At 40.8% G+C, this 25,127-nt stretch carries 23 protein-coding genes; 9 read left to right on the forward strand and 14 right to left on the reverse strand.

The features are described from left to right. Nucleotides 1–19: 19 nt before the first annotated feature. Together AABI99_RS05440 and AABI99_RS05445 are read left to right on the forward strand one after the other, a co-directional pair. Entirely contained in the window at nucleotides 20–685 is a 666-nt protein-coding gene (locus AABI99_RS05440) for an ATP-binding cassette domain-containing protein (protein WP_338364250.1), read from the forward strand. Next, nucleotides 679–1,917 carry an FtsX-like permease family protein gene (locus tag AABI99_RS05445; protein ID WP_338364201.1) on the forward strand — a complete coding sequence of 413 codons (1,239 nt, stop codon included), beginning with the start codon at nucleotides 679–681 and terminating at the stop codon, nucleotides 1,915–1,917. The genes AABI99_RS05440 and AABI99_RS05445 overlap by 7 nt, the downstream gene beginning before the upstream one ends. Before the next feature lie 96 nt (nucleotides 1,918–2,013). Here AABI99_RS05445 and AABI99_RS05450 read toward each other — a convergent pair whose 3' ends face one another. Then, nucleotides 2,014–2,514 carry a lactoylglutathione lyase family protein gene (locus tag AABI99_RS05450; RefSeq protein ID WP_054982007.1) on the reverse strand — a complete coding sequence of 167 codons (501 nt, stop codon included), beginning with the start codon at nucleotides 2,512–2,514 and terminating at the stop codon, nucleotides 2,014–2,016. A gap of 101 nt (nucleotides 2,515–2,615) precedes the next feature. Here AABI99_RS05450 and AABI99_RS05455 point away from each other — a divergent pair, with 101 nt between their 5' ends. Then, on the forward strand, nucleotides 2,616–3,482 hold the full coding sequence (locus AABI99_RS05455; protein WP_338364206.1) for a LysR family transcriptional regulator: 867 nt from the start codon (nucleotides 2,616–2,618) through the stop codon (nucleotides 3,480–3,482). Nucleotides 3,483–3,519: 37 nt separating this feature from the next. On the opposite strand, the gene AABI99_RS05460 is transcribed toward AABI99_RS05455, so the two are convergent. From AABI99_RS05460 to AABI99_RS05490, 7 genes are all read right to left on the reverse strand, one after another. Continuing rightward, nucleotides 3,520–4,599 carry a heparan-alpha-glucosaminide N-acetyltransferase domain-containing protein gene (locus AABI99_RS05460; RefSeq protein WP_338364208.1) on the reverse strand — a complete coding sequence of 360 codons (1,080 nt, stop codon included), beginning with the start codon at nucleotides 4,597–4,599 and terminating at the stop codon, nucleotides 3,520–3,522. Beyond that, nucleotides 4,583–5,221, reverse strand: a complete 639-nt coding sequence (locus tag AABI99_RS05465; protein WP_338364209.1) for a hypothetical protein — start codon at nucleotides 5,219–5,221, stop codon at nucleotides 4,583–4,585. The genes AABI99_RS05460 and AABI99_RS05465 overlap by 17 nt, the downstream gene beginning before the upstream one ends. Further along, nucleotides 5,214–7,562, reverse strand: a complete 2,349-nt coding sequence (locus AABI99_RS05470) for a GNAT family N-acetyltransferase (RefSeq protein WP_338364211.1) — start codon at nucleotides 7,560–7,562, stop codon at nucleotides 5,214–5,216. Before AABI99_RS05470 ends, AABI99_RS05465 begins: the two co-directional genes overlap by 8 nt. 25 nt (nucleotides 7,563–7,587) lie before the next feature. After that, nucleotides 7,588–8,766, reverse strand: coding sequence for an MFS transporter (locus tag AABI99_RS05475; protein ID WP_338364213.1), 1,179 nt, complete (start codon nucleotides 8,764–8,766; stop codon nucleotides 7,588–7,590). Further along, a complete protein-coding gene (locus AABI99_RS05480) occupies nucleotides 8,763–10,082 on the reverse strand; it encodes a SidA/IucD/PvdA family monooxygenase (protein WP_338364216.1) in 1,320 nt (439 codons plus the stop codon). Before AABI99_RS05480 ends, AABI99_RS05475 begins: the two co-directional genes overlap by 4 nt. Continuing rightward, nucleotides 10,082–11,620 carry an aspartate aminotransferase family protein gene (locus AABI99_RS05485; protein ID WP_338364218.1) on the reverse strand — a complete coding sequence of 513 codons (1,539 nt, stop codon included), beginning with the start codon at nucleotides 11,618–11,620 and terminating at the stop codon, nucleotides 10,082–10,084. Before AABI99_RS05485 ends, AABI99_RS05480 begins: the two co-directional genes overlap by 1 nt. A gap of 377 nt (nucleotides 11,621–11,997) precedes the next feature. Next, nucleotides 11,998–12,675 (reverse strand): haloacid dehalogenase type II, encoded by a 678-nt coding sequence (locus tag AABI99_RS05490; RefSeq protein WP_338364221.1) that lies wholly within the window; start codon nucleotides 12,673–12,675, stop codon nucleotides 11,998–12,000. 307 nt (nucleotides 12,676–12,982) lie between these two features. On the opposite strand from AABI99_RS05490, the gene AABI99_RS05495 reads away from it, so the two are divergent. Continuing rightward, on the forward strand, nucleotides 12,983–14,155 hold the full coding sequence (locus tag AABI99_RS05495) for a hypothetical protein (RefSeq protein ID WP_338364223.1): 1,173 nt from the start codon (nucleotides 12,983–12,985) through the stop codon (nucleotides 14,153–14,155). A 27-nt stretch (nucleotides 14,156–14,182) separates the two neighbouring features. After that, entirely contained in the window at nucleotides 14,183–15,004 is an 822-nt protein-coding gene (locus tag AABI99_RS05500; RefSeq protein ID WP_055017053.1) for a hypothetical protein, read from the forward strand. A 161-nt stretch (nucleotides 15,005–15,165) separates the two neighbouring features. Here the strand turns inward: AABI99_RS05500 and AABI99_RS05505 are convergent, their stop codons facing one another. Then, on the reverse strand, nucleotides 15,166–15,957 hold the full coding sequence (locus tag AABI99_RS05505; protein WP_338364226.1) for a class III extradiol ring-cleavage dioxygenase: 792 nt from the start codon (nucleotides 15,955–15,957) through the stop codon (nucleotides 15,166–15,168). A gap of 314 nt (nucleotides 15,958–16,271) precedes the next feature. On the opposite strand from AABI99_RS05505, the gene AABI99_RS05510 reads away from it, so the two are divergent. Together AABI99_RS05510 and AABI99_RS05515 are read left to right on the forward strand one after the other, a co-directional pair. Beyond that, a complete protein-coding gene (locus AABI99_RS05510; protein ID WP_338364228.1) occupies nucleotides 16,272–17,177 on the forward strand; it encodes a LysR family transcriptional regulator in 906 nt (301 codons plus the stop codon). A gap of 1 nt (nucleotide 17,178) precedes the next feature. Continuing rightward, on the forward strand, nucleotides 17,179–18,126 hold the full coding sequence (locus tag AABI99_RS05515) for a LysR family transcriptional regulator (protein ID WP_338364230.1): 948 nt from the start codon (nucleotides 17,179–17,181) through the stop codon (nucleotides 18,124–18,126). A 106-nt stretch (nucleotides 18,127–18,232) separates the two neighbouring features. On the opposite strand, the gene AABI99_RS05520 is transcribed toward AABI99_RS05515, so the two are convergent. Continuing rightward, the gene (locus AABI99_RS05520) at nucleotides 18,233–19,240 is read right to left on the reverse strand and encodes a zinc-binding alcohol dehydrogenase family protein (RefSeq protein ID WP_338364232.1); all 1,008 of its coding nucleotides are present in this window, start codon (nucleotides 19,238–19,240) and stop codon (nucleotides 18,233–18,235) included. A gap of 205 nt (nucleotides 19,241–19,445) precedes the next feature. Next, nucleotides 19,446–20,330, reverse strand: coding sequence for a LysR family transcriptional regulator (locus tag AABI99_RS05525; protein WP_338364236.1), 885 nt, complete (start codon nucleotides 20,328–20,330; stop codon nucleotides 19,446–19,448). Between the two features lie 111 nt (nucleotides 20,331–20,441). On the opposite strand from AABI99_RS05525, the gene AABI99_RS05530 reads away from it, so the two are divergent. After that, on the forward strand, nucleotides 20,442–21,167 hold the full coding sequence (locus AABI99_RS05530; protein WP_004586294.1) for an amino acid racemase: 726 nt from the start codon (nucleotides 20,442–20,444) through the stop codon (nucleotides 21,165–21,167). A gap of 17 nt (nucleotides 21,168–21,184) precedes the next feature. Here AABI99_RS05530 and AABI99_RS05535 read toward each other — a convergent pair whose 3' ends face one another. Beyond that, complete coding sequence (locus AABI99_RS05535) at nucleotides 21,185–22,435, reverse strand: NADH:flavin oxidoreductase/NADH oxidase family protein (protein WP_338364242.1); 1,251 nt, start codon at nucleotides 22,433–22,435, stop codon at nucleotides 21,185–21,187. 85 nt (nucleotides 22,436–22,520) lie between these two features. Here AABI99_RS05535 and AABI99_RS05540 point away from each other — a divergent pair, with 85 nt between their 5' ends. Beyond that, the gene (locus AABI99_RS05540) at nucleotides 22,521–22,925 is read left to right on the forward strand and encodes a MerR family transcriptional regulator (RefSeq protein ID WP_338364244.1); all 405 of its coding nucleotides are present in this window, start codon (nucleotides 22,521–22,523) and stop codon (nucleotides 22,923–22,925) included. A gap of 12 nt (nucleotides 22,926–22,937) precedes the next feature. Here the strand turns inward: AABI99_RS05540 and AABI99_RS05545 are convergent, their stop codons facing one another. Together AABI99_RS05545 and rmuC are read right to left on the reverse strand one after the other, a co-directional pair. Next, nucleotides 22,938–23,291, reverse strand: a complete 354-nt coding sequence (locus AABI99_RS05545) for a hypothetical protein (RefSeq protein ID WP_338364246.1) — start codon at nucleotides 23,289–23,291, stop codon at nucleotides 22,938–22,940. A 63-nt stretch (nucleotides 23,292–23,354) separates the two neighbouring features. Then, a complete protein-coding gene (gene rmuC, locus AABI99_RS05550; RefSeq protein ID WP_338364248.1) occupies nucleotides 23,355–24,821 on the reverse strand; it encodes a DNA recombination protein RmuC in 1,467 nt (488 codons plus the stop codon). Nucleotides 24,822–25,127: the final 306 nt, after the last annotated feature.

Genomic DNA, 25,127 nt, shown 5'->3' on the forward strand with positions numbered 1-25,127 from the left:
AACTCCCTTTGCCATAGATATTAACCAACTTAACTACAAGTATCACAAAGCCGATAAAACCTCGTTTTATATTCCTACTTGGCAAGTAAAGCAGGGGGAACAGGTGTTTTTACACGGTCAATCTGGCTCAGGTAAAACCACATTGCTTAATTTATTAGCAGGGGTGCTTACACCACAAAGTGGCGATATAACCTTGCTTGAACAAGCGTTTTCAACGCTTTCATCAAAAAAGCGCGATAAGTTTAGAGCCCAGAACATTGGCGTGGTGTTTCAGCAGTTTAATTTAATACCATATTTAAGTGTTTTAAAAAATATTCAGCTGGCTAGTTACTTTGCCAAAACGGGCAATACGCAAATAGAGCAAGAGGCGAGTGCACTGCTTTTAGCGCTTAAGTTACCGGCTACTATTTTGCACAAAGCCGCAAATACACTAAGTGTTGGCCAGCAACAGCGTGTAGCTATTGCCCGCGCTTTAATAAATAAACCGAAATTGTTATTAGTGGACGAACCCACCTCGGCATTAGACGCCGCATCGCGCGATGCATTTATGACCTTACTCATTGATTTATGTAAGCAGCACAGCATAACGCTTGTATTTGTAAGTCACGATATGCACTTACAGCAATTTTTTAAACTAAGTGTTGATGTAACTTCGCTTTTAAAAGAGGAGGGCGAAAAATGCTAGTATCGTTAGCGTGGAGCAGTTTAGGTAGTCGGCGCAAGTCGGTCATACTCACGTTTTTATCATTACTTATAAGTATTAGCGTATTGTTGAGTGTTGAGCATATTCGCAAGCAAGCCAAAGAGAGCTTTAACAGAACCATTTCAGACGTAGATATGATAGTGGGCGCACCTAGCGGGCATTTAAACCTGCTGCTTTACTCAGTATTTAGAATGGGCAGCCCTACCAGTAATATTGATTATACAAGCTATGAAACCCTAAAGAGCAGCTCATTAGTAAAATGGGCAATTCCTATTTCGCTTGGCGACTCGCACCGGGGTTTTAGAGTAATGGGCACTAATAATAGCTACTTTGAACACTTTAAATACGGCACTAAACACCCCCTTACTTTTAGTAGTGGCCAGCCATTTAACACATTATTTGAAGCGGTAATAGGGGCCGATGTAGCCAAAAAGCTCAATTATAAAATTGGCCAAAGCGTAGTTATTGCCCATGGTATTGGTAATACAAGCTTTACCCATCACGACAACACCCCTTTTATAATTAAGGGCATACTAAGCCCCACAGGTACACCGGTTGATAAAACCATACATGTAAGCTTAAACGCCATTGAGGCCATACATTTATCACCGGCAAAACAAGCTAAATTACTTAATAATGTAGACTCGGTAAACACCACACCCGAGAGCATTACCGCAGTAATGCTGGGTTTAAAATCTAAGTTTTCTACTTTTAAATTACAGCGCGATATAAACAACTATAAAGCCGATAGGTTAATGGCCGTATTACCCGGTGTAGCCATGGCCGAGCTTTGGCAAATGATGGCAACGGTTGAAAACCTATTACGCATTATTGGTATTTTGGTGCTGGTATCGTCGTTATTTGGTTTATCAACCATGTTACTTGCCTCTATGGCTCAGCGTAAAAACGAAATTGCCGTGCTACGTGTATTGGGCGCAGGGCCAAGCGTTATTTTTAGCTTAGTACTGGTAGAGGCGTTAATTTTAGTACTACTTGCAAGCGCAGCTGCAACGGCTTTGCTGAGTTTAACCTTATGGCTTTTAGGTGATTGGCTAGGGGCTACTTATGGCTTATTTTTAAATGCAAACATGCTTAACCTTGAAACGCTAAAAGTAATCGCCGTTATTACTGTTGCGGCTATTATTACCTCAGCTATACCCGCGTATGAGGCCTATAAAAATGCCCTGCACAGTTCGCTTGGCGCTAAAAGTTAGCCCCTTTAAAAGTAGCACCACGTACTAAACAAAAAGGCCGCAGTAATAAATTCTGCGGCCTTTGTTTTTAGCTCAACCTTTTTAAACTAGTTCAGTTTAGTAAGCGCCTGCGCTGTAAATAAGCTCGTAGCTGTGGCTGTAAATCTCAAGGATGTTACCAAACGGGTCTTCCATGTAGATCATGCGGTACGGCTTTTCGCCAGGGTAGTAGTAACGTGGCTCTGGCATACGTTTTTTACCACCTGCAGCAACAATACGCTCCGCTAAGCCTTCTACATCTGGGTCTTGTACACAAAAATGGAAGATACCGGTTTTCCAGTATTCAAAGTTGTCTTTAGGGTTTTCTTGGTCTTTAAATTCAAAAATTTCTACACCAATACGGTCGCCTGTTGAAAGGTGCGCTATTTTAAATTTTTCCCAATTTGGACCAAATACATCGGTACACATTTCGCCAATTGGACTGTTATCTTCGGTGATCACGGTAGGCTCCATTATGGTGTACCAACCCATCACCTTAGTGTAAAACTCTACGGCTTTTTCAACATCCGGTACCGAAATACCAATGTGCGAAAAACTACGTGGATATGTATGACTCATAATATGCCCTCTTTAACTGTGATTAGTTGATGGAGTTAGTTTACGAATTAGCCGTTATTAAGTAAAATTATCATTAATCATCATTTTGAGTATGTTTTGTAATGATAAACCCGACATGGTTAAACACGTTTTGTACGTTAGTTGAGGTAAATCACTTTACCCAAACCGCCGAGCGCCTTTTTATGACCCAATCAGGCGTAAGCCAGCATATTAAAAAGCTAGAACAGCAAGTAAACTGCGCGCTATTAGAGCGCCACGGCAAACAATTTACCCTTACCGTACATGGGCAAAATTTGTATCAACAAGGCAGCTTGTTATTAAAAGAATGGCAAGTTTTAGAGCAGCAATTAAAAGATGACTCGCCATACAGTGGCCTAGTAAAAATACAATCGCCAGGTAGTTGTGGGCTGCAATTTTATAGCCAGTTGTTAGCGCTGCAGGCTAAACATACCGAGCTTAATATTGATTATCGCTTTGCACCCAATACCAGTGTAGAGCAAGCCGTGGCAAACCACAGTGCCGATATAGGCTTTTTAACCCAAGCTCCCACGCTTAGCGAAGTGACCAGCCATAAAATTGGTAAAGAATCTTTATTATTAGTAACCCCTGCACATATTAAAAACCCAACGTGGGCGGTTTTGTGTGAGCTTGGCTTTATTGGCCACCCCGATGCAAAGCACCACGCGCAGCTATTACTTAGCGAAAACTACAATGAGTTTGAACATGTTGACCAAATAAAGCGTACCGGGTTTTCTAACCAAATAAGTTTAATACTGGAACCGGTAAGTTTAGGGCTGGGGTTTACGGTTTTACCTGCGCACGCAGTAAGTGCTTTTAATAAACCTGCGCTTATTAAAACGCACCATTTAGCTAATCCAATCAGCGAAAATATTTATGTGTGTCATCATCGCAATAGGCCAATGGCAAAGCGCATGCACACGGTAATTGAGGCAATCAAAACAGGCTAGGGCGCGTATAACTGCGCCCGTAAAGCCCCTTTACAGTTTATGCTGCACGTTTAGATTTTTGCTTAAAACCAAGTAGGGTTAACTTAGTTTGCAAATACATTTTGTGAACTGCAAAAGTGAGTAAACTCATAAGCGCCATTAGGCACAACGTTGGCACAAGCGACTGCGTATGATAACCAAACACACCCATAAACCAGCAAATAAGCACCCATTGAATAACATACAAAGCGGTAACATGTTTGCTCGCATACAAAAGAGCCCGTGTAATAGGACCGTTGAATTTATTCGCAAAGAGATACTCTATTACCGCTAATCCAAATAAATTTAAACCGATTAAATAAATAATACCGCCGCCATTTAGGTGAAAAAAGTTACCAAACTGACCTTTAAAATCAATAAATAACCATGCTGAACCAATCACTAATAATGCAGCTCCTAACTTTGCGCACACGCTAAATAAGTACGCAGCATTATACTGGCTATTAATGTATAAACGCCCAAGCACGTACCCGGTTAATATAGCGCTTGCCCACGGAAATACCGGAAAGTAAACTTGGTAGTTATTAGCAAAAAACAAATCGCTAATATAAGGCGAAAGCGCAAACTGCTGCCCCCTTACAAACTGGCTTACAAGTGCAATAGCAACGGCCAAAAAAGCAATCCATGCAGTTTTCCAGCGGGCAATATTAAGCGCACCAAACAGCACTAAGCTAACCCCAGCAAGTTGTAAAATATCACCGGTTAACACCATAAATTGTAACTGCCCAGCACTCAATGGACTTTGCCAGCCGTACGCATTTATAAACGCCTCGGGCATGGTATTAAATACCTCAATGGGTAGCCAAAACTTTGCTGCATTCATTAAATACGCAAGCAGTAAAAGCTGTATGCCGCGCTTAATTAACAGCAAAGGGGTTTGCCTACGCGAAAGCGCCATCGATAGCCCCATAGCCACTAAAAACGAGGCGGTGCCTTTACCAAGTATATGAATTATAGCGCCAAATAGGCTTTCACTTTGAAGCGTTGTGTTTGAGTACATCCATAATGTGTGGACTAAAATCATAATAAAAACGCTCGCACCTCGGGCAAGGTCAATCGTTTTAAGACGTGTGTTCATTGGTTTTAATATCCTTTTTTGGGCAGGTTTGGCATTTGTTGTAACCTGCTAAATAATAGCGGCAGCACGTTAAGCGCTCGGCCGTTAATTTAAATGAGGTGTTTAAATTAAAGTGATTACTGATTAAGTTATGTAACTGTTGATGGCAATGTGTAATGTGCCCAGCGCTTGCTAAATTTAAGCTATGAGCGCGCGCAAATGCACTGTTTAGGGTGTCGAGTAATAAGCGCCCTTGCTCTTTTTTACTAAGCGCATAATCGGTATTTATCCACTTACCTGCAACACTTATAAACTCAATAAGCGCATTATTTTGCTCAGTTTTGCTTAATAAAGGCGCGCCTGTAAGGGTAAACCCTCGGCTATAAGCGCCATTAATTTTGAGCTGTAACTGCATGGGATCATGCGCGTTGTGTTTGCACGTATACCAATAACAATAGGCATAAATAGCTTGCCAACAAAGCTGCAAATATAAATGCCGGCTAATAAATTGCCCAGGCGCATGTGGGTAATGCACCTTGCAATAAATCGCTAATTTGCGCACAAAATCTAAGCTTGGGTAAGCCGCTGCAACCGGCTCATTTGGGCTAAATAAAAAGTGCGCAAGGGTTATGGGCCTAGCCATACAGCTTTGCCGATACCGGGTTATTTAAACTTCCGGCAAACTGTAGGCTGCCTGCGGGGTCGGTTAAATCAACCATTTGTTTATTATTGCCAAGCTGTAAGCGGTTTAAGCAAGAGTGCGCAAATTCATCACTAAAAAAGTCATACTCTTTAAAACGCGCATTTAAGGCTGGGTTGGCTTGTTGATACACTTTTACACTTTGCGCAACGCCTTGCCAAAATTCGTGCTCGGTTATGCGTTCTTCTCTTACTAAAATAGCGACTAGGTATCTAAAAAAGCAGTCAAATACATCGGTAAAAATACTCAGTAATTCAAGCTCTTTTGGCATAGCAATATGAATACGCGAAACCTCATCAGGTAAAGACTCAGTGCTATTAAGCAGCGCGACTTCTTCGCCTATGTCTTTCATGTAAGCGCCTACAGGTACTGAATTTTTAAGCTTTAAAATAAGGTTTTCGCCGTGGGGCATAAACACTAATTTATGGGCATAAAAACAATGCACTAACGGAATAAGATAGGCATTAAAATAGCTTTGTAGCCAAGCGTAAGTACTTAAACCGCTTTGATCTATTAATGCACCTGCCATACTTTTACCGCTGTTATCTAGGTGCAGCAATGCGGCCATGGTGGTGAGCTGCTCATTATTTTGTAAATTATGGTTTGGGTTTTCGCGCCATAAACACGCAAACATTTTACGGTACGGCGTATCGCCTAATGCGCTTTGCTCAAAGGTGTGATGCGCATACCCTAACGTGGCGTACTCTCTAAGCGCTGTAAAGTTACACGCGCTAAGTGTTGGGTCGTGGTTTACTTTATTAAACACCCAATCGTTTATGGCCGGAGTAACCGCCATATAAGCGCGCGAAAGCCCGCGCATAAAGCCCATATTTAAAATAGACAGCGCCACTTTTAAATACGGTTTATGCGGGTGCGAGCAATTATATAACGTACGAATAGATTGCTGCGCTTGATATAAATCCTCGCCTTCTCCTAAATACACTAAGCGATTATTGGCAAACTCGTTGGCAAATACCACACTTAATTTATGTTGGTACTGCCAAGGGTGGGCAGGTATAAATAGGTAGTCGTCAGGGTTTAGGTTTTGCGCTTGTAGCGCTTTGTTGAACGCATCACGAGTCGTTAAATCAAGCTCGTCACTAATGTGGCTTGGGTAGTCACTAAAATATTCACTGTGGGCAAAATCACATACTGTTTTGTGCGCCGCTAACCAAAGTACTTTAAACGGTTTGCCTACTTCTGGCGCATAGCGTAAAAAGTCGCTTTTGCTAAAGCCAATTCGGCCATTATTAGCCACAAACGCAGGGTGGCCTTCGCTCATTGCCGCCTCTATTTGTTGCAGCCCTAATTTCGCAAGTTCGGCTGCGCTAAGGGTGTTATTTTCGCGTTTATAACAGGCACTGACAAGGGTGGCATTAAGCTCTTCAAGGTAGGTGGCTAAACGCTCGCCAGTTAACCCCAGCGCAGGGCCTTGCACACTAAAAAAGTGCAGCACATCAAGCGCTACTTGCTCATTGTTCAGGTTATAAAAGCATAAACTTGGCTCGTCTATATCTATGTGGTTAAGCGCCATCGCGCGGCCGTTAAATAAAAAGTAACCCCCTTCAATATTTACTTTAAAACCGTGCGGGGTTTGCTTTGCAACCAATAAGCGCTCGTGTACAAGTTCGCTAATGGCTTTACTTTGTAAGTGCCTATTTGCCCACTGCCAATGATCAAACTTTACATAGTCGGTGTTTATGGGGGCTTGGATTTTGTGGTGTAAATTAACGTGCGTTTCAAACGCGGCTTTATTACAAAACCCAAGGTAGGCGTTTTTCTCACCAAGGGTTATTTGCTTAGTATGCACAAAGCCTAAACGCTTATTTAAGGTATGAATTTTACTATTGGCAATATCGGGCTCTACCACTACGCGCGCATTATCGTTATGGGTAAAAATACTGTGTAATACACACTGCATTATTTCAAAGCTAAAATGGCGTTTTGGCTGTGTATTTGGGGCAAGTAAAATATGCATGCCGGTATCGTTTGGCATTACCTCATAGGCAGCCGCAAGTAGCTTGTCGTACACGGGGTTGTAAAGCTCAACAAGGGCTAGTAGCTCATTATTTTGCTCAATAACATACGCATGATGATGCGGGTTGTTTATTATATCTTGGTAGGCGCTGCACATTTGCTCGGGTGTGTGTTTACTCATCCCCCAAAAATGCGCATAAGGCAGAGTAAGCCACTGACAAATAATAGGCATATCGCTTTGCTTTAGTAACCGCATAGTCACATTACCTGAGTGTTGTAACGTGGTTACAAAAGATGAAAAATACATAAAAACTCCTAAATCTATTTAATTATTAAGTGGCTGTGTGTGCGGCTTGGCTAACAAATTTAACGCGCCAGAGCAAAATAGCGCCAAGGCTTGCAAAGCCAATGGCAGCAAAGTAAAAAGGCACGGTGGTATTAAAATATTCCACACTCATTCCCACCAATAACGACGCTAAAATAACGCCAATATTTTGCGCAACATGCACTTTGGCAAAATCACTGCCGTAGTGAGCAGGCTCACTTTTGGCAAATAACATAACCTCTAATAAAACCATGACTTGAAACAGCGCAATACCGTATAGAGTGCGCGAGCTGACAACTAACCACACCGACTCTTGCGCCTGTAAATAAAGCCCAATAGCGCCAAAAATAAGCGCGCACAATAATGTGCTTGTGCGGCTAAATGTAGGAAGAGGTAAGTGCTGCCTAAAGTGATTAAACAACAGCATGAGTAGGGCTGCAAAAGCCGGAATGGCGTACACAAGCGCGCTTACAAACGTACTGCTTTGCGCGCTCATGCCCTGCCAATGGGTCGTAAAAAAAGGCCTAATTAAAAACGCGCTAAAGTGAACCACCACGCTTATAAAGCAAAATTGCCAAATAAAATAGGGGGTGCGAGTACGTGGTTTTTCGCTTTCAATCGCTTGCTGGTAAATACCTAGCTTTAAGCTCACCATTAAATAGGCGCACAGCAGCACTTGTACTACATCACCGGCCGCACTTAATAACAATGCATAACGCGGTTCGTTTAAGCTAAAAAAGTACCCGCCCACTAACGCGCCACCAATAGCACCGAAGTGCATAAGTACCGAAAACAAGCCAATAATAGAAAGGTGCTTGCTTTGCTGCTCTAAACGCAGTGCAAACGGATAAATAAGCAGGTAACTGGCTTTAAGCACCAACATAAGTTGATAATAAAACCAAAATTCCCACACATTAGTAGCAAAATAACAAAGCAACCCAAAGCAGGCGGCAATTACTTGGGTTACAAGCCAAAGAGCCAGCTCGTGGTATTTTTTGGCAACCTTTGCCCACATCGGTAATGCCAGCATAACCGTAATACAACAGTTAGCTACAAACACACCAATAAGCGTGGGGTTACTTACAGAAAATTCGCTGGCAAAAAATTGCGGATAAAACGGCAGTAATAAGGTGTCGCACACCACCGAAATAACCGTAAGCAAAATAAGCGCTAAACGTAAACTCATGCGGCGTTACTCTTTTGCTGTGAATGGGTTTCTACATCGCTTAAATCAAAACACTGAAAAGCAATTTTTTTCTCAACCTGATACGGCGCATAACCGAGTATTTCGCGCAAAATTATACTGTTGCGATAACACGCCATGCCTAAATCGGGCGTTACAAAACCATGGGTGTGCTGCTCTGCATTTTGCACAAATATACGCTTTTGGTCGGTATCTATTGCGTATTCACGGCTTACTATATAACGGCCTTGTTCATCTTCTGGGAGCTGCTGCGAAATAGGGTTTAAAAAAGCGGGGCGCTTGTATTTAAAGCCCGTGGCACAAATTAAATAATCGGTTTTTATTTCAAAGGCTTCATTTAGCTCTTGATGGTAAAACTCAGTCACTAAGCGCCCAGCACTTTTACGTGTATTAGTAAGCTTGCTGTTAGTTTTAAACGTAGTAGAAATGGGCCCATCTAAGCTTTGCGCGTAAAGGGTGTCAAAAATGTCGTTAATTAAATCGCCATTTATGCCTTTAAATAAGTTTTTTTGATTTTGATTAAGCCAGTCGCGTTGCTCGGTTTTTAAATTATAAAAGTAATCAACATATTCAGGAGAGGTCATCTCAAGGGTAAGCTTGGTGTACTCCAATGGAAAATAACGCGGCGAGCGGGCAATCCAATCTAGTTGCAAACCTTGTGGCACGGCTTGTTGTAATAAAGTGTGATAAATTTCGGCAGCACTTTGCCCAGCACCCACAACCGTAATGCGTTTAGCAGCTTTTAGCTCATCTAGGCGGTGGCAAAAGTCGCTACTGTGCAGAACGTTATTTGAGTTACTTTGCACTGCGCAATCAGGAATGTACGGGGCAGGGCCGGTGCCAAGCACTAAGTGGCGCGTAACATAGTGCTGCTCCCCATTTGGGGTGTTGCAGGTAACGGTATAGCACTCACTTTGCTGACAAAATTCAACCTTAGTTACACTTTGCTCAAAGCTTACGTTACTCAGCTGCGAGCACACCCACTGGCAATAGAGGTTGTATTCTTTACGCAGTAAAAAAAAGCTCTCGCGAATATAAAATGGGTATAAGCGGTTATTAAGCTTGGCATAATTTAAAAAACTGTACTTGCTGGTAGGGTCTGCAAGAGTCACCAAGTCAGACATAAATGGCGTTTGCAAAGTAACACCTTCTAGCATCATGCCGGGGTGCCAATCAAATTGGCTACGCTGCTCTAAAAATAAGCTTTTAACGCCCTCTAGTGGCTCACTTAAACACGCTAACGATAAATTAAACGGGCCAAGACCAATGGCTATAAAATCATAAGGTTGGTTGCTCATTATTTTTGCTCCTTATACGTTTGCCACGCAATAGTGCTAATTTGCTCAAGTACAGCGCGCACATCGCTCAATTGGCACTGGGCATTAAGTAACGTAAATTTAAGATAATGACGGCCGTTAATTTTGGTGCGTGCAATCATTGCGTCGCCGGTGTTTAAAAATGTTTGGCGCACGTGCAGGTTTAGGGAGTCGAGTAAATCGGGATTTTGTTTTAGCGCCTCTGGTGCAAACCGAAATACCAGTGCGCTAAGCTCTGGGTAATTTATAACTTCAAAATCAGGGTGGTCGTTAAGTACAATGTGGGTTTGACGAGCAAGGCCAATTACTTTATCAAACGCTCGCCCAAGTGGCGCCTCGCCCATGGTGCGCAGTGTTAACCAAAGCTTTAGGGCATCAAAACGGCGTGTGGTTTGTAAGCTTTTATCAACTAAATTTGGCGTGCCATTGCCGGCCTCAGCTAATGGGTTTAGGTAGTCGGCGTAAAGGGTAATATGGCTAAAGTGGCGTTTGTCACTTAATAAAAACGCACTACAGCTAACCGGTTGCATGAACGATTTATGGTAATCAATGGTAATTGAATCTACTTGTTCTATGCCATTTAAAGCACTACGGTGATGCTCACTTACCAATAATCCGCCGCCGTATGCGCCATCAACATGGCACCAAAGCTGCTCTTTTTTAGCAAGTTTTGCTATGTCTTCAATTGGGTCAATTGAGCCAAAATCGGTTGTACCGGCGGTAACAACTACGGCAATAGGTAAATCGCCCTTGGCTTTAGAATCGGCAATTGCGTGGTTAAGCGCATCCATATCCATTTGCATTTTATTGTTTGTGGTCACAGGTACTACCGCGTTATAACCTAAGCCCAATAACGCCGCAGCCTTTTGAATACTAAAATGCGCTACCTCTGAGCAGTAAATACGAAAACGCGAGGCTACATCAGGCAAACCTTGTAGTTTTACTTCATGATTTGGTGCATAACGACTCACAGCTACTTCGCGTGCAACTAACATGGCCATTAAGTTCGATTGCGTACCACCACTGGTAAAAACGCCATCGGCAGTGCTTGGCAGCTTTGCTTTTTCACAGCTCCAATCAATTAATTTTTGTTCAATAAGAGTCGCGCCAGCGCTTTGATCCCAAGTATCTACGGAGGTATTGATTGCGCCAATGATGTGCTCAGCCACAACCGCTGGGTAGGTAACAGGGCAATTTAAATGCGCCATATAACGCGGGTGATGAAAATACACAGCGTGATCTAAATACACACTTTTAAGCTCGTTTAATACCGCCGGGAAATCAGCAAGAGGTTTAGCTAAATCTACATCGTTAACAGTGGTGGCAAGTGTATTAACCGACACGCCAGAAAACGGCTTTTGCGCTTTAGCCATAGCTTGTTGTACAGCCGAAAGCCCCTGCAAAGACGCTATTTGGTAGTTAATAAATTGATCGAGATTAAATTGAGGAGGTAACCCGTTTTGCTCAAATATTGCTTGATTTTCGATAGGGCTGAGCTGCGCCGATTGTAATTGTGACATATTCGCTCCTTGGTTGTACTTATATTGGGGTTGAGGATCTTAATGGTAACAATTTTCATTTACAATAATGATTAAGGGTTAGATATCGGTTTATTTTCGCATTTATAAGTGATTGATTAGTTATAAGTAATTACATTCAAAACTAACAAAGTGTATAAAATGAGCTATGTGAAAGCGTAAAAGCGTGTGCTAAATAATTACAGTTTGTAAAATAAGTGTGGTGGGTGAAATACAAAAGTTGAGAATTGAAAAAATGGGGAGAAGAGAGCTAAAAGCTAACGTACTATAAAGGGGCAATACCACGATAAAAAGTAAGCCCCTTTACAACTCAGTTAAAGCTAAAGTATTAAAGAGGGGTATCAAAGTAAAAATGCAGCTTAATTGATCTCTTCGAGCTTGTTTTTCAAACCCACTAAATCAGTGGCAACCGTATTAGGCTGAATTTCCCACGGATCAAAAATAGAATCTTCTGAGCGCTTTATCCACGCACCGCGCATACCATGCGAAATAGCGCCGGTTATATCAAACGGATTACTCGAAATAAGCCACGTGTTTACACCCATTGAGTTGGTTTCGCGTAAAAAATGGCTGTAAACACCTGGGTTTGGCTTAAATGTTTTTATATCGTCGGCACTTACAACACCTTCAAAAAACTCACTAATACCAGCGGTTTCGAGCAATTTATTTACCGCATCAGCAGCGCCATTAGAAAACGCAAACAATCGGTAGTTTTGTGCTTTAAGTTGCTCAAGGCCTTTTTTCACATCGTCAAAGGCGGGTAAAATTTTATATTGCTCAAGCAGTTGCTGCTTTTGATCGTCACTCAGCTGCGTTTTATGCGCTAAACACGCGTAATCGAGAGCTTGTTTTGTACATAACGAAAACGGTATATAGTTTTGCATTAATCCGCGCCTAAAGGAGTATTGCAACTGTTTTTCGCGCCATGTATTTGAAAAGTTTTGCGCGTTATCGCCAATCATATCTTCAAGTAAGGTCAGTACGCCATGGGTATTTATAAGCGTGCCGTATACGTCAAATGCGAGTGTGGTTGCCATGTTTACTCCCAATAAATTTAAATTACTTGTAGGTTAGTCGCTCTGAGCTTAACTTACTTTGAACGATTGCTCAAATTAATAAAGCTTATTTGCTTTAAGCGCTAAAGTGTTAATTATCATATTGGTAAAAAGGGGCTATCTTTGTTGTTGATTACTTTGATAGCTGAGTAAAAAAGAGTGGAGCTTAGCTAGTTAAAAACCACAGGATACTATTTTTCAGTATTATAATTTGATTTAAAAATACACTAGACGAAATGTTTACGAATAGATATTATTTGTTCCTGTAAAATGTAAAAGGATGAACATTATGACTTGGAAGCACTCAGGGAAAGCATCGGCTTTTGAATATGTAGCCTTAGATGAAAGTGTAGCTCAATCTTATAACTTGATTTATAACCCAGTAGAACTAAAAAGTACTCGGATTTTAATAACGAAACAAGCTTTAGCTATGCTTGGCAGTTTAAATCGATTTGATCAACAAAAAGTTATCGAAGAAATTACTTTTGTTTGCAATAACCCCAATAGTTGTAGTTCAGTTAAACACAGCACTCTCCCATTTAAACGCTTATTTCGCTCTAAAAATCAGTTCAAGTCTTATCACTATTTAATTGACTTTAAAATCACTGCAGATAATCAAGTTGTGATTCACGATATATACTTCGATACTAATGCCACTGGACCAAAGCCAAGAGAAAGTCTAGAGCGTAACATGCTGTATAACGTCAAACGTCAAGGTGGACGCTTTAATGGGGCTTGGGATAGTGATGAGTTACAGCAAAGTAAAGATTCATGGGGATTATCTGGTTCTGGCGCCACTCAAGTATCTAATCAGCATGCCGCAGTTAATGGAATGCAGAATAGTCTAAATAAAGCTACTTGGTTAATGGGTGCTCATTTAGATGTAGCTTACCCTAAGGATAGTTTTGATACATACACTTTATTTCACAACCCAACGGATCGCATGCTCTATGACGTTGTTGAGTGCATATTTGATAAACGTAAAGGGACTAAATCACAAAATGCACAACATTTAGCGGCTATTTTTTTTCAATCTCAGCAACAGGGGAAAAAAATAAAATGGGTCGTGCACAGTCAAGGTGCTATTATCTTTACTGCGGCACTTGAAGAATATGCTAAAACCCACACTTTTAAACTAACTTCCCAACAAGTAGCCGTTCACTCTCCTGGAGCGTACCTTCCACGATTAAAATCCGCAGCTGCGAGGTTAGGTATGTTAGTGCATCAAGCTAATAGTAACCCGTTTGACTTAGTACCTAACCTGGCAGGACAAAATAATTTATCCCCAAGCAGTTTGGTACGTAGCTTAAAGTTTATGGGGTTAACTTTTTTAGGTACAGAATTAACTAGTCCCCATACGTTACCATATCTGGGGCTCGAGTCTTACCACACTCAACTACGCTTAGCTGGCAATCATCGTAGAGCACAAGATGTACTAAACTATATAGAAAAAAATACATAAAGCGGTTGTATTGAGAAGGATATTTAGATGCTATTGAAAAAAATACTCAGGAACTACCGCGGAGGCCCTGATTTTAAAAATATTCAGGAAGATTATTATTACCTTGACGGTGAGTTTAAATTAACAGTTGCACTTCCAGTTTGTAACCCATTAAAACCACCTAGAACAAAAATTATAAATTATCCTTATACAGAACCAAACTGGTTTGAGAATCATCATAGTCAAATTCGTCACTCGAAATATATTCCAATTCACGAGTCTTATTGGTTTTACTGGCCTCTATTTCGTACTCCAATGACAGGTGAGTTAGGAAACTTGCGTCTAAATATTACCCTTGGAAAGCTATTATCTCCCGTTGCTAGTAGTGAAGAACTTGGTCTTGCCATTCTGAAAGAATATAACGACTATTATAATTCACCCTCAATAGGAAAATATTTTAAAGGACATAACACTGAACTAGTTAATGAAATAGAAGCTCATTCTGCTCGTCGCGCCACACCATTTTCAGATGAAGAAAAGCAGGAGCAAATAGAGTCTCATATGTTTAATGCCGGCTTCCCTGAAATATCTCAATTTAATGAATATAAATTTAATAATATTGAGTGGATAAAATATACTGAGCTTCGTTCTAATGAAACAAAGAAAAAATACGTTTTTGCAACGTTATTAGATAAAAAACACTACCTTATGGCTAATTTTACATTCGATCTAAATATGTCCCATAATGATAAACCTTGGTATAAAGATGCCAATGCAGCTATAGCTCCTATAATGGAAGGAATTACGCTTAAACAATTAGAAAACATAAGTGAGGAAAAAAAGTTACTAAATGACTCTTTTGATAACTAAACAAATTGTAATTTAAAAATATAAAATCAAAGTCCTAGTTTCTTAAGAGCCCCCCCTAGCTTTATACCTTCGTTTAGTTACTCTAAATTAACCACTCTTGTAAACCCCCATTACACTTTGATTAAATAAACGACTAGGTGCTTGCATTGTACTGCTTAAGATTAATAAAACTTATATGCATCGAGCGCTAAAATATCCATTTCGGTATCACTAAAGAGTTTTTCAACCTGCGCACCGCCTGCACCCATTGCGGCAAATAATGGTAAAAAGTGCTCTTGAGTAGGATGGTTAAATAACACATGCGGTGCTTGGTTTAAATAATCTAACAGGGCGGCTGTGTTTTGCGCTAAAAGCGTTTGTTCAACCCATTGAGTAAATTCATTAACCATTTGAACGCGATTAGGCGTAGGTGGTTTTTTAAATAGTTCGGGTAGGTTGTGGCTAATGCCGCCGGAGCTAATAATTAATATATTTTGCTCGCGAAGTGGAGCTATTAATTGCCCATATTCATACATGGCTTTTGCGCCTAAGCGAGTATTTATAGACACCTGCACTATAGGAATATTAGCCTGTGGGTACATTAAGCGCAGAGGTATCCAAACTCCATGATCCCAACCTTGGGTTGCATTAAGCTCGGCCTCAATACCTTTGTCTTTAAAGCGCGCTGCAATATCGTTAGCAAGTGAAGGCTCGCCCGGTGCGGGATATTTAATGTTATACATATGGGCAGGGAAATTATAAAAGTCGTGAATGGTTTTGGGCGCTTTGCCTGCAGTAATCACTATGCTGTTGCTTGCGTCATTGTTAGCAACATCAAAATGGGCCGAAAAAATAATAATAGCGCTCGGTGTTTTAAGTATTTTACTAAGCGATGTTAGAAAATCAGAAGTGGGAGATTGCTTAATTGCCATTATTGGCGAGCCATGTGAAATAAATAAAGTGGGCTGAACCATACTATTTCCTAATGATACCAATGCGCAATAATACTTAATTATTTTTCGGGGCTAAACGTGCCGCTATCTGTGTTAAAAAATTCTCATTTACGACTGCATGGATGCAGAAGGTAGAGCAATGCAGGAGCAATTGCCGAGAACAACTAAATAGCAAATTTTTTGCCTAGCTATCAACACGTTTTTCCATCCTAAAAATAGATCACTTAATTAAGCGAATTGGTATTAGTTTATTTTGATATAGCCATTTTATTGCTTTTTAATTTGGTGATAAATATGCTATTTATTTATAAATTACAAACAACGTATTGTTAATTATGGACAAGCTAACCACCATGAAAACTTTTGTGAGCGTAGTGCAAGAGGGTTCATTTTCTAAAGCTGCCGATAAACTCGATATATCGCCGCAACTTGTGAGCAAGTATGTGTCTACGCTAGAAGAGGGACTTGCTACTCGCTTACTGCACCGTACCACAAGAAAAGTAAGCACTACCGAGGCGGGAGATCACTATTTTACCCGCTGCTTACAGGTGCTAGACGACATAGATGATATGGAAAACTCGCTCGATAACCTAAACGAAAATGTCTCTGGAGTGCTAAGCATTAGTGCACCTATGTCGTTTGGGGTTAGGCACTTAGCACCGCTATTGGTTGAGTTTCAAAAACGTTATCCAAATTTAAAATTAGATCTAAACCTTACCGACCAATTTGTTGATATTGTTGAACAAGGTATTGATATTGCGATTCGCATTGGCGAGTTAAAAAACTCATCCCTTATTGCTAAAAAAATAGCCCCTATTCGCTTAGCGGTCTTTGCATCGCCTGCATATTTAAAGCAGCACGGTACACCCACTACACTGCAAGAACTTCAACAACATAATTATTTACGCTACGCCAACGCAGAGCCGGCTAAAAGGCTTACAGGGGTTAATGAACTTAAAAGCGAGTTTAAACTTGAAAGTAACTTAGTGGCTAACAACGGCGACTTACTTCTCAATACCGCCATAGCTGGCGGCGGCATTGCTATGCAGCCAACGTTTATAGCTGGTGAGGCACTCGCGCAAGGTAAAGTGGTACGTATTTTACAACAGTATGAACCCGAGCCAATGGGGCTTTATATGGTGTATGCAAACAGGCAGTTTTTACCCAGTAAAGTGCGCGCATTTGTTGATTTTGCAAGTAATTATTACACCGATACACCGTATTGGGATTTAGGAGAATGACATGTCGATAACCAATCAATTAGCGTTATTTGTAGATGTAGTGCAACAAGGCTCATTTGCAAAGGCCGCCGCATTAAACGACATGGATAATTCATCACTTTCTAAGCAAATCAAAAAGCTAGAGAACCACTTAGGTGTGCAATTACTTAACCGGTCTACGCGCTCGTTTTCGCTTACCTCGGCAGGGGATGAAATACTCCAACAAGCGCACATTCTTATAGATACCCTTAGTGATATTCACAATATTGCCGACTCATACCAACAAAAACCTAAAGGCATTTTACGCATAACCTCGGGCATGTTTTTTGGGCAGCAATATATTCAGCCTGTTATTAATATATTTATGCAAAAGTACCCAGAGGTAAAAATTACCCTGATGCTTGATGATAAGCGCAACGATATTATTAGCGACCATTACGATTTAGCGTTTAGAATTGGCAAACTTGACGACTCAAACCTAATGGCAAAAAAAATATCTGATATGCACTTTGCACTAGTTGCTTCGCACGATTTTATAGCGCGCTATGGTATGCCAAACACACCTGAGGAGCTTTTAGCTTTACCTGCTGTCGTTTACGGCAATGGCGATGTAAGTTTAGATCAAGTTAAGTTAAGTACCCAGCCTCATGGGGATGAATACAAAACCCATAAAATGAAGGGCAATTATAAAGTAAGCGATGTACGCGCTATGCTTGATGCCACAAAAGCGGGGGTAGGGTATGTAATGCTTGATTTATTTAACCTAGAAAAACCCATAGACGAAATGGGGCTAGTGCCGCTGTTAACTAATTATAAGCTTTCGGCCTCTGGCGCGGGCATTTATGCATTGTATCCGCACCGTAAACAAACGCCACTGGTAAGCGAATTTATAAAAACCGTACAAGAGTATATTGGCAGCCCGCCATTTTGGGTAAGCCATATTCCTAATTACAAACAGCTTTATAATTAATACCATTAATCCGCATTAATACTTAATTATGCAGATTGATATAACAGGCACTAAAAAGCCCCGTTAGGGGCCTGTATACTCAAAAAAATGTTATAAGCAAGGTAGCTTAAAAACCTTCTAACACTACTTTGCCTTTAGCTGTTTGTGTTTCAAGGTGCTGATGCGCTTTGCGTAAATTAGCAGCGTTAATTTTACCTAAGTGCTCACCTACCGTGGTTTTAATTTGCCCTTGGTCAATCATAGTCGCGACATTGTTTAAAATAACGTGTTGCTCTTGCATGTCGTCGGTTTTAAATAACGAGCGAGTGAACATAAGCTCCCAATGTACTGACACGCTTTTATTTTTAAATGGCACAATATTAAGTGTTTCAGGGTCATCAATAAGTGCAAATTGGCCTTGTGGTTTTATCACTTTTTCAATTTCAAGTAAGTGTTGCTCTGTATTGTTTAAGCTTACTAAGTAATCTACTTCGCTTAAGTTTTTAGCTGCAAATTCTTCACTTAACGGGTTACGGTGATTAACAATCGTATCGGCACCTAAATCTTCTAACCACGATATAGTTTCAGGGCGAGAAGCGCTGGCAATAATATTTAATTTAGTACGCTGTTTTAATAGCTGCACCATAATTGATCCCACACCACCGGCGGCACCAATAACTAAAATGCTTTTAGAGCTATCGTTTTTAGCTACGTTTAAACGGTCAAACAGTAGCTCCCACGCAGTGATGCTAGTAAGCGGCAAAGCAGCGGCTTCACCATAAGAAAGCGAGCTTGGCATGTGGCCAACAATACGCTCATCAACTAATTGAAATTGCGCGTTACTGCCTGAGCGCGTAATGTCGCCGGCGTACCATACTTTGTCGCCTGGCTTAAATAACGATACGTTTTCGCCAACCGATTTAACAACCCCCGTTGCATCCCAACCAATTACTTTATATTCGCCATCTGCTGCTGGCATTGCTTGGCGAATTTTAAAATCAACCGGGTTAACCGATACCGCTTTAACTTCTACTAAAATATCGTGGCCATGTGCTGTTGGCGCTTCAAGTTCAATGTCTTGTAGTGATAATTCGTTTTCGATAGGTAAACTTTTTTGATATCCAATTGCTTTCATGGGAGTTGCCTCTTTAGCTAGTTAATACTCTGTGTTGATGACGCTATTTTGGCTTTACCAACGCTATTAAAAAAGAGACAAAACACCCAATTATTATGGAAATAAAATTCCATAATAAAATAGGTAAATAATTAAAATAACAATACTCATAGCTGTTATCGTTTTAAATTAGCAGCGCCTGTTTAACTGTAACGGGGGTTTACAGTTAGCTTATATTAAGCTCAGTTAATTTATTCCATACGCTTTCGCCACCGGGGTGTAAAGCCGCATGATATCTATAAGCATAGTAAGTGATTGGCACGCAGTGGTGCTTGCTACCTACCACTACTAAGGTATTATTTTTAAGCTCGTTCGATATAACGTAGTCAGGTAGCCAGGCAATACCATTACCCGCAACAGCATGCACTTTTAAAAGCTCCGTCATGGACGAAACAAACACTTTATTAAGCTTAGCGCCCGATATTATAGGTTCTAATTGCCTTCCCATGTAGGAGTCTAGGCTATAGGCTAAATGCGGTATTGTCGCATCGCTATCCAAACTATATAAAGCGTTACCCTGCTCATCACAGGCGCTAACAGGTAATAACTTAGCATTCCCTATTTTTTGATGGCTAAACGGGGGGAGTTTAAGGCGCTCGTTATCAAAAGCAATGAGCAAGTCGCATTCACCTTGCTCTAGCGCTTCGGTGGCTTTATCTACATCAATAGCTTCTAAATTAAGCACAATGTTGCGCTCATCTTGGGTTTGAAAATTAGCGAGTTTTAAGGTTAAAAAACTCGCTAAAGAGTGTGCAGCCGCCACCTTTACCGAGTAGTTTTGTTGCACCGACAACTCCTCAAGCATGCTAACTGAGGTATTCATTTGGTTAATTAAGTTACGCGCTGTTATATGAAATATTTTACCACTTGGGGTAAGGGTAATGGGCAGGTTTTCTCGGTCAATTAAGGCTGCGCCAAGGGCATCTTCAAGGGCTTTTATACGCCGGCTAAATGCAGGTTGTGTAACATGCCTAAGCTTTGCCGCTTGCGAAAAGCTTTTTGTGTGCGAGAGCGTTAAGAAATCGTCTAACCATTTACTTTCAATATTCATAGCGGTTACTTAGTTATGCAAGTTATGCATGGGTAGTAAAATAATAGCATTATTCAAACTAAATAAAACACTATAAATTAAGTCTATAAATTCAATAACCGGAATGCAATCATGCTCAGAACCCTTGGTGTATTAGGCGGAATGGGGCCTTTGGCTACCGCCTCATTTATGAATCAGGTCATCGCGCTATCGCCAGCTAAGAATGATCAAGAGCATATACCTATGTTTATAAGGAATATCCCGCAAATTCCTGACAGAACAAAATTTTTAATGGGTCTTGAAGATGAAAACCCATTTTTTGAGCTTAAAAAAGGCTTTAAAGAGCTAACAAGCTTAGGTGTAAGTTGTATTGTTATTCCGTGTAATACTGCGCATTACTGGTACGATGCGCTCACTAAAAATGCCGATGTTCACACCATCAGCATAGTAAAAAGTGTTATAAAACAAGTAAAAGCCACGGGCAAACAAAAGGTGGGTATTCTTGCAACTACCGCTACGCTTAATATGGGCATTTACCAAAATGCGTTTAAGCAGCACAATATTGATTTTGTTGAGCCAAACACTCAACAACAAGCAGCCATAATGGATGGTATAACCGCTGTAAAAGCGGGCGATTTAAATAAAGGTCGCCACTTGTTAAGCAAAGCATACGACTTAATGCTTGCTCAAGGTGCTGACTGCGTGTTGTTTGGCTGTACAGAAATACCACTTGTGTTAAATGAACAAGCCAAACACTCGCCAGACACCTGCCTAGATACCATTGCAATTTTAGCGCAAGAGTGCGTTAACTGGGCATATGCAAACGCCCATCAATCAACGCTCTCAAGTGTGGCATAAGTAAAATCTAGGTAAAGCTAATTAAGCTCTTCAGCAAAGTGTTTTCGATAGCGCTTGGTAAGCTTTGTAGCGCGTATTTGCTCACTTATTAAAGTAAAAATAGCCGAGGCATTTGTTTTAACGCGTTTGCCTTGGCCTACTCGGCGTATTTGCCTTTTTACCAGCGCCATAGTGGCAAGCCCAGCAAGTGTTTTGTCTTTAAAAGTAACACGTGGCATAAGCGGGTTTTGCATTGGTTGTGATTGCCAACAATTAACTAATTGTGGCTGATAGGCCAGTGCTGTCGCCATACCAACGAGCGCAACGCCTGAACTAATAACTTTATTTGCCACATCTAAACGGCTAATACCGCCGGTAGTCATAATCGGTATGGTTGATTGCTCGCTAATGGCTTTAGCAAACTCTAAAAAGTACGCCTCACGCGCAAGTGTTCGCTCATCCCCGGTTTGGCCTTGCATAGCAGGTGCTTCGTAGCTGCCCCCCGAAAGCTCTACAAAATCAACTTTTAATGCGCTTAGCATATCAACAACCGCTTGCGCGTCACTTGGTTCAAAACCGCCACGCTGAAAATCAGCAGAGTTTAACTTAACTGATACCGAAAAACTCTCGTTACAATGTGCTTTAACGCTTTTGGTAATTTCGAGTAATAAGCGGGCACGGTTTTCAAGGCTACCACCCCATTCGTCCTCACGCTTATTAGTAAGAGGAGATAAAAACTGTGCGAGTAAATAGCCATGTGCTGCATGTATTTGCACGCCATTAAAGCCTGCTTTTTCAGCCTGTTGCGCCGTGTGAGTAAATCGGGCTATCACATCATTAATCTCGCTCTTATCCATCGCTTTTGGCTGTGCGAATAAGTACGAGTGCTTACCTAAGTCAAGCGCAATATTAGAGGCACTAAGTGCTTTGCCACCCATTTTTTTAAACACTTGGCGGCCAGGGTGATTTATTTGCATTACCACTTTACAGTCGTTTTGCTGTGCTAAACGTGCAAGGTCTGCAAAAGGCGTTATATCTGTTTGTTGCTCAAGTGCAAGGCCCCCTGGCCCTGTCATTGCAAGGTGGTCGACCATAACATTACCGGTTATGAGTAATCCTGCGCCGCCTTTTGCCCATTCGCTATAAGTATTTTTAAGCACCTGCGATGGCGTTAAGTCAGCCTCTGCGAGATTTTCTTCCATGGCTGCTTTTACTACTCGATTTTTAAGTGTTAAACCACTTGGTAAAGTAAAAGGAGTAAATACGTAGTGTTGTTTATTTTTAGACATGAGATAAACCATTAATTGACATTACAGGCACTATAACCTTAAAGTCAACTTTAAGGTCAAGCCGCTTTTTATAGTAGAGGCAATAGTGAAAATAGGTGAACTTGCTAAACAATCGGGTATTGCAACAAGCACTATAAGGTATTACGAAAGCATAGGTTTGCTCCCTGCAGGCATACGTAATAGTAATGGCTACCGTCAATACACTGCATTTAGTGTTGAGCAACTAAAAATGATTAAATTTGCGCAAAGCTTAGGGTTTTCACTTGAAGAAATACCCACTTTACGTAAACCTAATGAAGAGCTTGATCACACAGCGATTATTGAGCGTCTCACTGAAAAGCAACAAGAGGCCAATGCTCTAATAGAGCAGCTTCAACAAAAGTCTGATCGTATTGGTAGTTTAATTACCCTGTTAAACACAAATTGGTCGGATGGAGAGTGCATTGGTGATGAAAAAATCAATGAGCTTTTAAATGAGGTACAGTATTAAAGGCACCCGCTTTTAATTCAGCGGCGCTTTACCATGAAAACGAATATAAAGCGTTTGTAAACTTTCCGGGACCAAGGGCCACCCAAGCGCAATAGTGTGGGGGCTTGCGCCCCAAAATAATGTTTCTACGTAATATACGTCTATGTGCTCAATTACTTTTGCCTCAGCGTTTATTAGTTTTTCAGCCATGTAATTTAAATAACGCACGGCTTGCTCCTCATTACCAAGCGCAAAAGCGTGTGTTGTGGCTTTAGAAAACGCCTCCATTTTAAACGAGGTTTCATCTTCATCATAGACGCTCATAAACGCGTTAACTTCAGGGAATTGAGTAATGATTTCATCTAACAAATTAAAAATCGTTTTCATATTTTTACCGTGAGCTCAATTAATTGCAGCCTAAGCAAAGAGTTTTGCTTGTAAAAAGTCGAGCTACTCCAGCTCTAATTGGGCTTTTTCTACGCTTTCGTTAGGTAGCTCTTTTTGAACCGATACACCTAACTCTTTAAATTCTGACGCTTGCTTAATTAAGTTACCTTTACCACGGTATAACTGAGAGAATGCTTTGTCGTAGCTATCTTTTGCGCGGTCAAGCTGTTTACCAACACCTTCCATACTTGTTAAAAAGCCATTGAGCTTGTTGTAAAAGCGCTCAGCACGATTTGCCAGCTCTTTAGAGTATTTTGTTTGCTCTTCAAAACGCCATAGCTGTTTAACAATATTAAGGCTCGTAAGCAGGGTAGTAGGTGTAGCTACTAAAATATTTTTTTCGATAGCTTGTTGGTAAATATCGCTTTGGTATTTAAGGGCTTCAACAAAGGCAGACTCTATTGGCACAAACATAATAACCACTTCGGGCGAGTTTATACCTGGGAGGCGATCGTACGATTTACTGGCAAGCTCGTTAATACGTGCGGTAACAGCATTTACATGCTCTTTAATTGCTTGGCTAGCCTCTAGCTCGTTTTCGGCATTAACGTAGCGGGTATAAGCATTTAGCGATGTTTTAGCATCAATCACTAAGTGGCGGTCCTGAGGTAAATACACCACTACATCGGGGCGCAGTCGGCCCTCTTCAGTATTAAACGATACTTCGCGCTTATAATCGGTGCCTGCGCGAAGGCCTGCGCTATCGAGTACGTTTTCGAGCATTAGTTCGCCCCAATTGCCTTGCGTCTTTTTTTGTCCTTGTAAGGCATTACTGAGCTTATCAGCTTGTTCGGTAATAGCTTGGCTTTTAGCTTGCAAATGTAAAAGCTCGGTTTTAAGGGCTGCACGTTGTTTTAAATCTTCAACGTGAATAGACTCCATTTTATCTCTAAAGCCTTTTAACTCCCCTTGCACTGGCTTTAATAGTTGCTCAATGCTTTCTTGGTTTAAGGTTTTAAAGCTTTGCGATTTTTCTTCTAAAATTTTATTTGCGAGGTTTTCAAACTCTTTTTTTAACACATTTTTGCTTTGCTCAATTTGTGCAAGCTGTTCGGTAAAGTTTTGCTGTTTTTGCTCAAGCGTAGTGCGCATATTATTAAGCTCAATATCGCGCTGATTATATTGCTCTCGCAAGGCTGTCAGTTCGCCTTCGGCTTTACGCCAAAAGTGGTTATATTGAACACTTTGTTTTTCTTGCTCACTAAAACGGGTTTTAAAATGCTGCGCTTCGTCGCGCTGTTCTTGATGTGATTGCTCGAGCAACTCGTGCTCATCAAGTAAAGCCGCGTATTGTTGTTGTTTATTGTCGTACTGGTTTTGTAATAACGACACTTGTTGCTGCTGCTCACTAAGGTGTTGTTTTAACTTATTACGAGAAGGGAGCGACACAAGGACATATAGTACTAGTCCTGTTGCGAGCCCTGCGCTGGCACTTAACCAATCAATATGTGTTATTAACTGAGTAAACATAAAATAAACTTATAAAATTTAGAGACATGCCATCATAACGAATAATAGTAGTGTGGGGTAGAGGAGAAATACAAGCATAAAAAAAGCCAGCTAAAACATAGCTGGCTCAATCATTACTAAATTTAGTAACCAATCAGGGAAATCAACATGAAGCTTGTGATAACTGCAATTATTCAACAAGCATAATAGTAGACGCCGATGCTTTAATTAAGTTCCAATAAAACTAAAAAATTTATAAGATAAATTTTGGACATAAAAAAAGCCAGCTAAAACATAGCTGGCTCAATCATTACTAAATTTAGTAAC

Origin of the sequence: uncultured Pseudoalteromonas sp., assembly GCF_963922945.1 — a bacterium.
GTDB lineage: Bacteria > Pseudomonadota > Gammaproteobacteria > Enterobacterales > Alteromonadaceae > Pseudoalteromonas.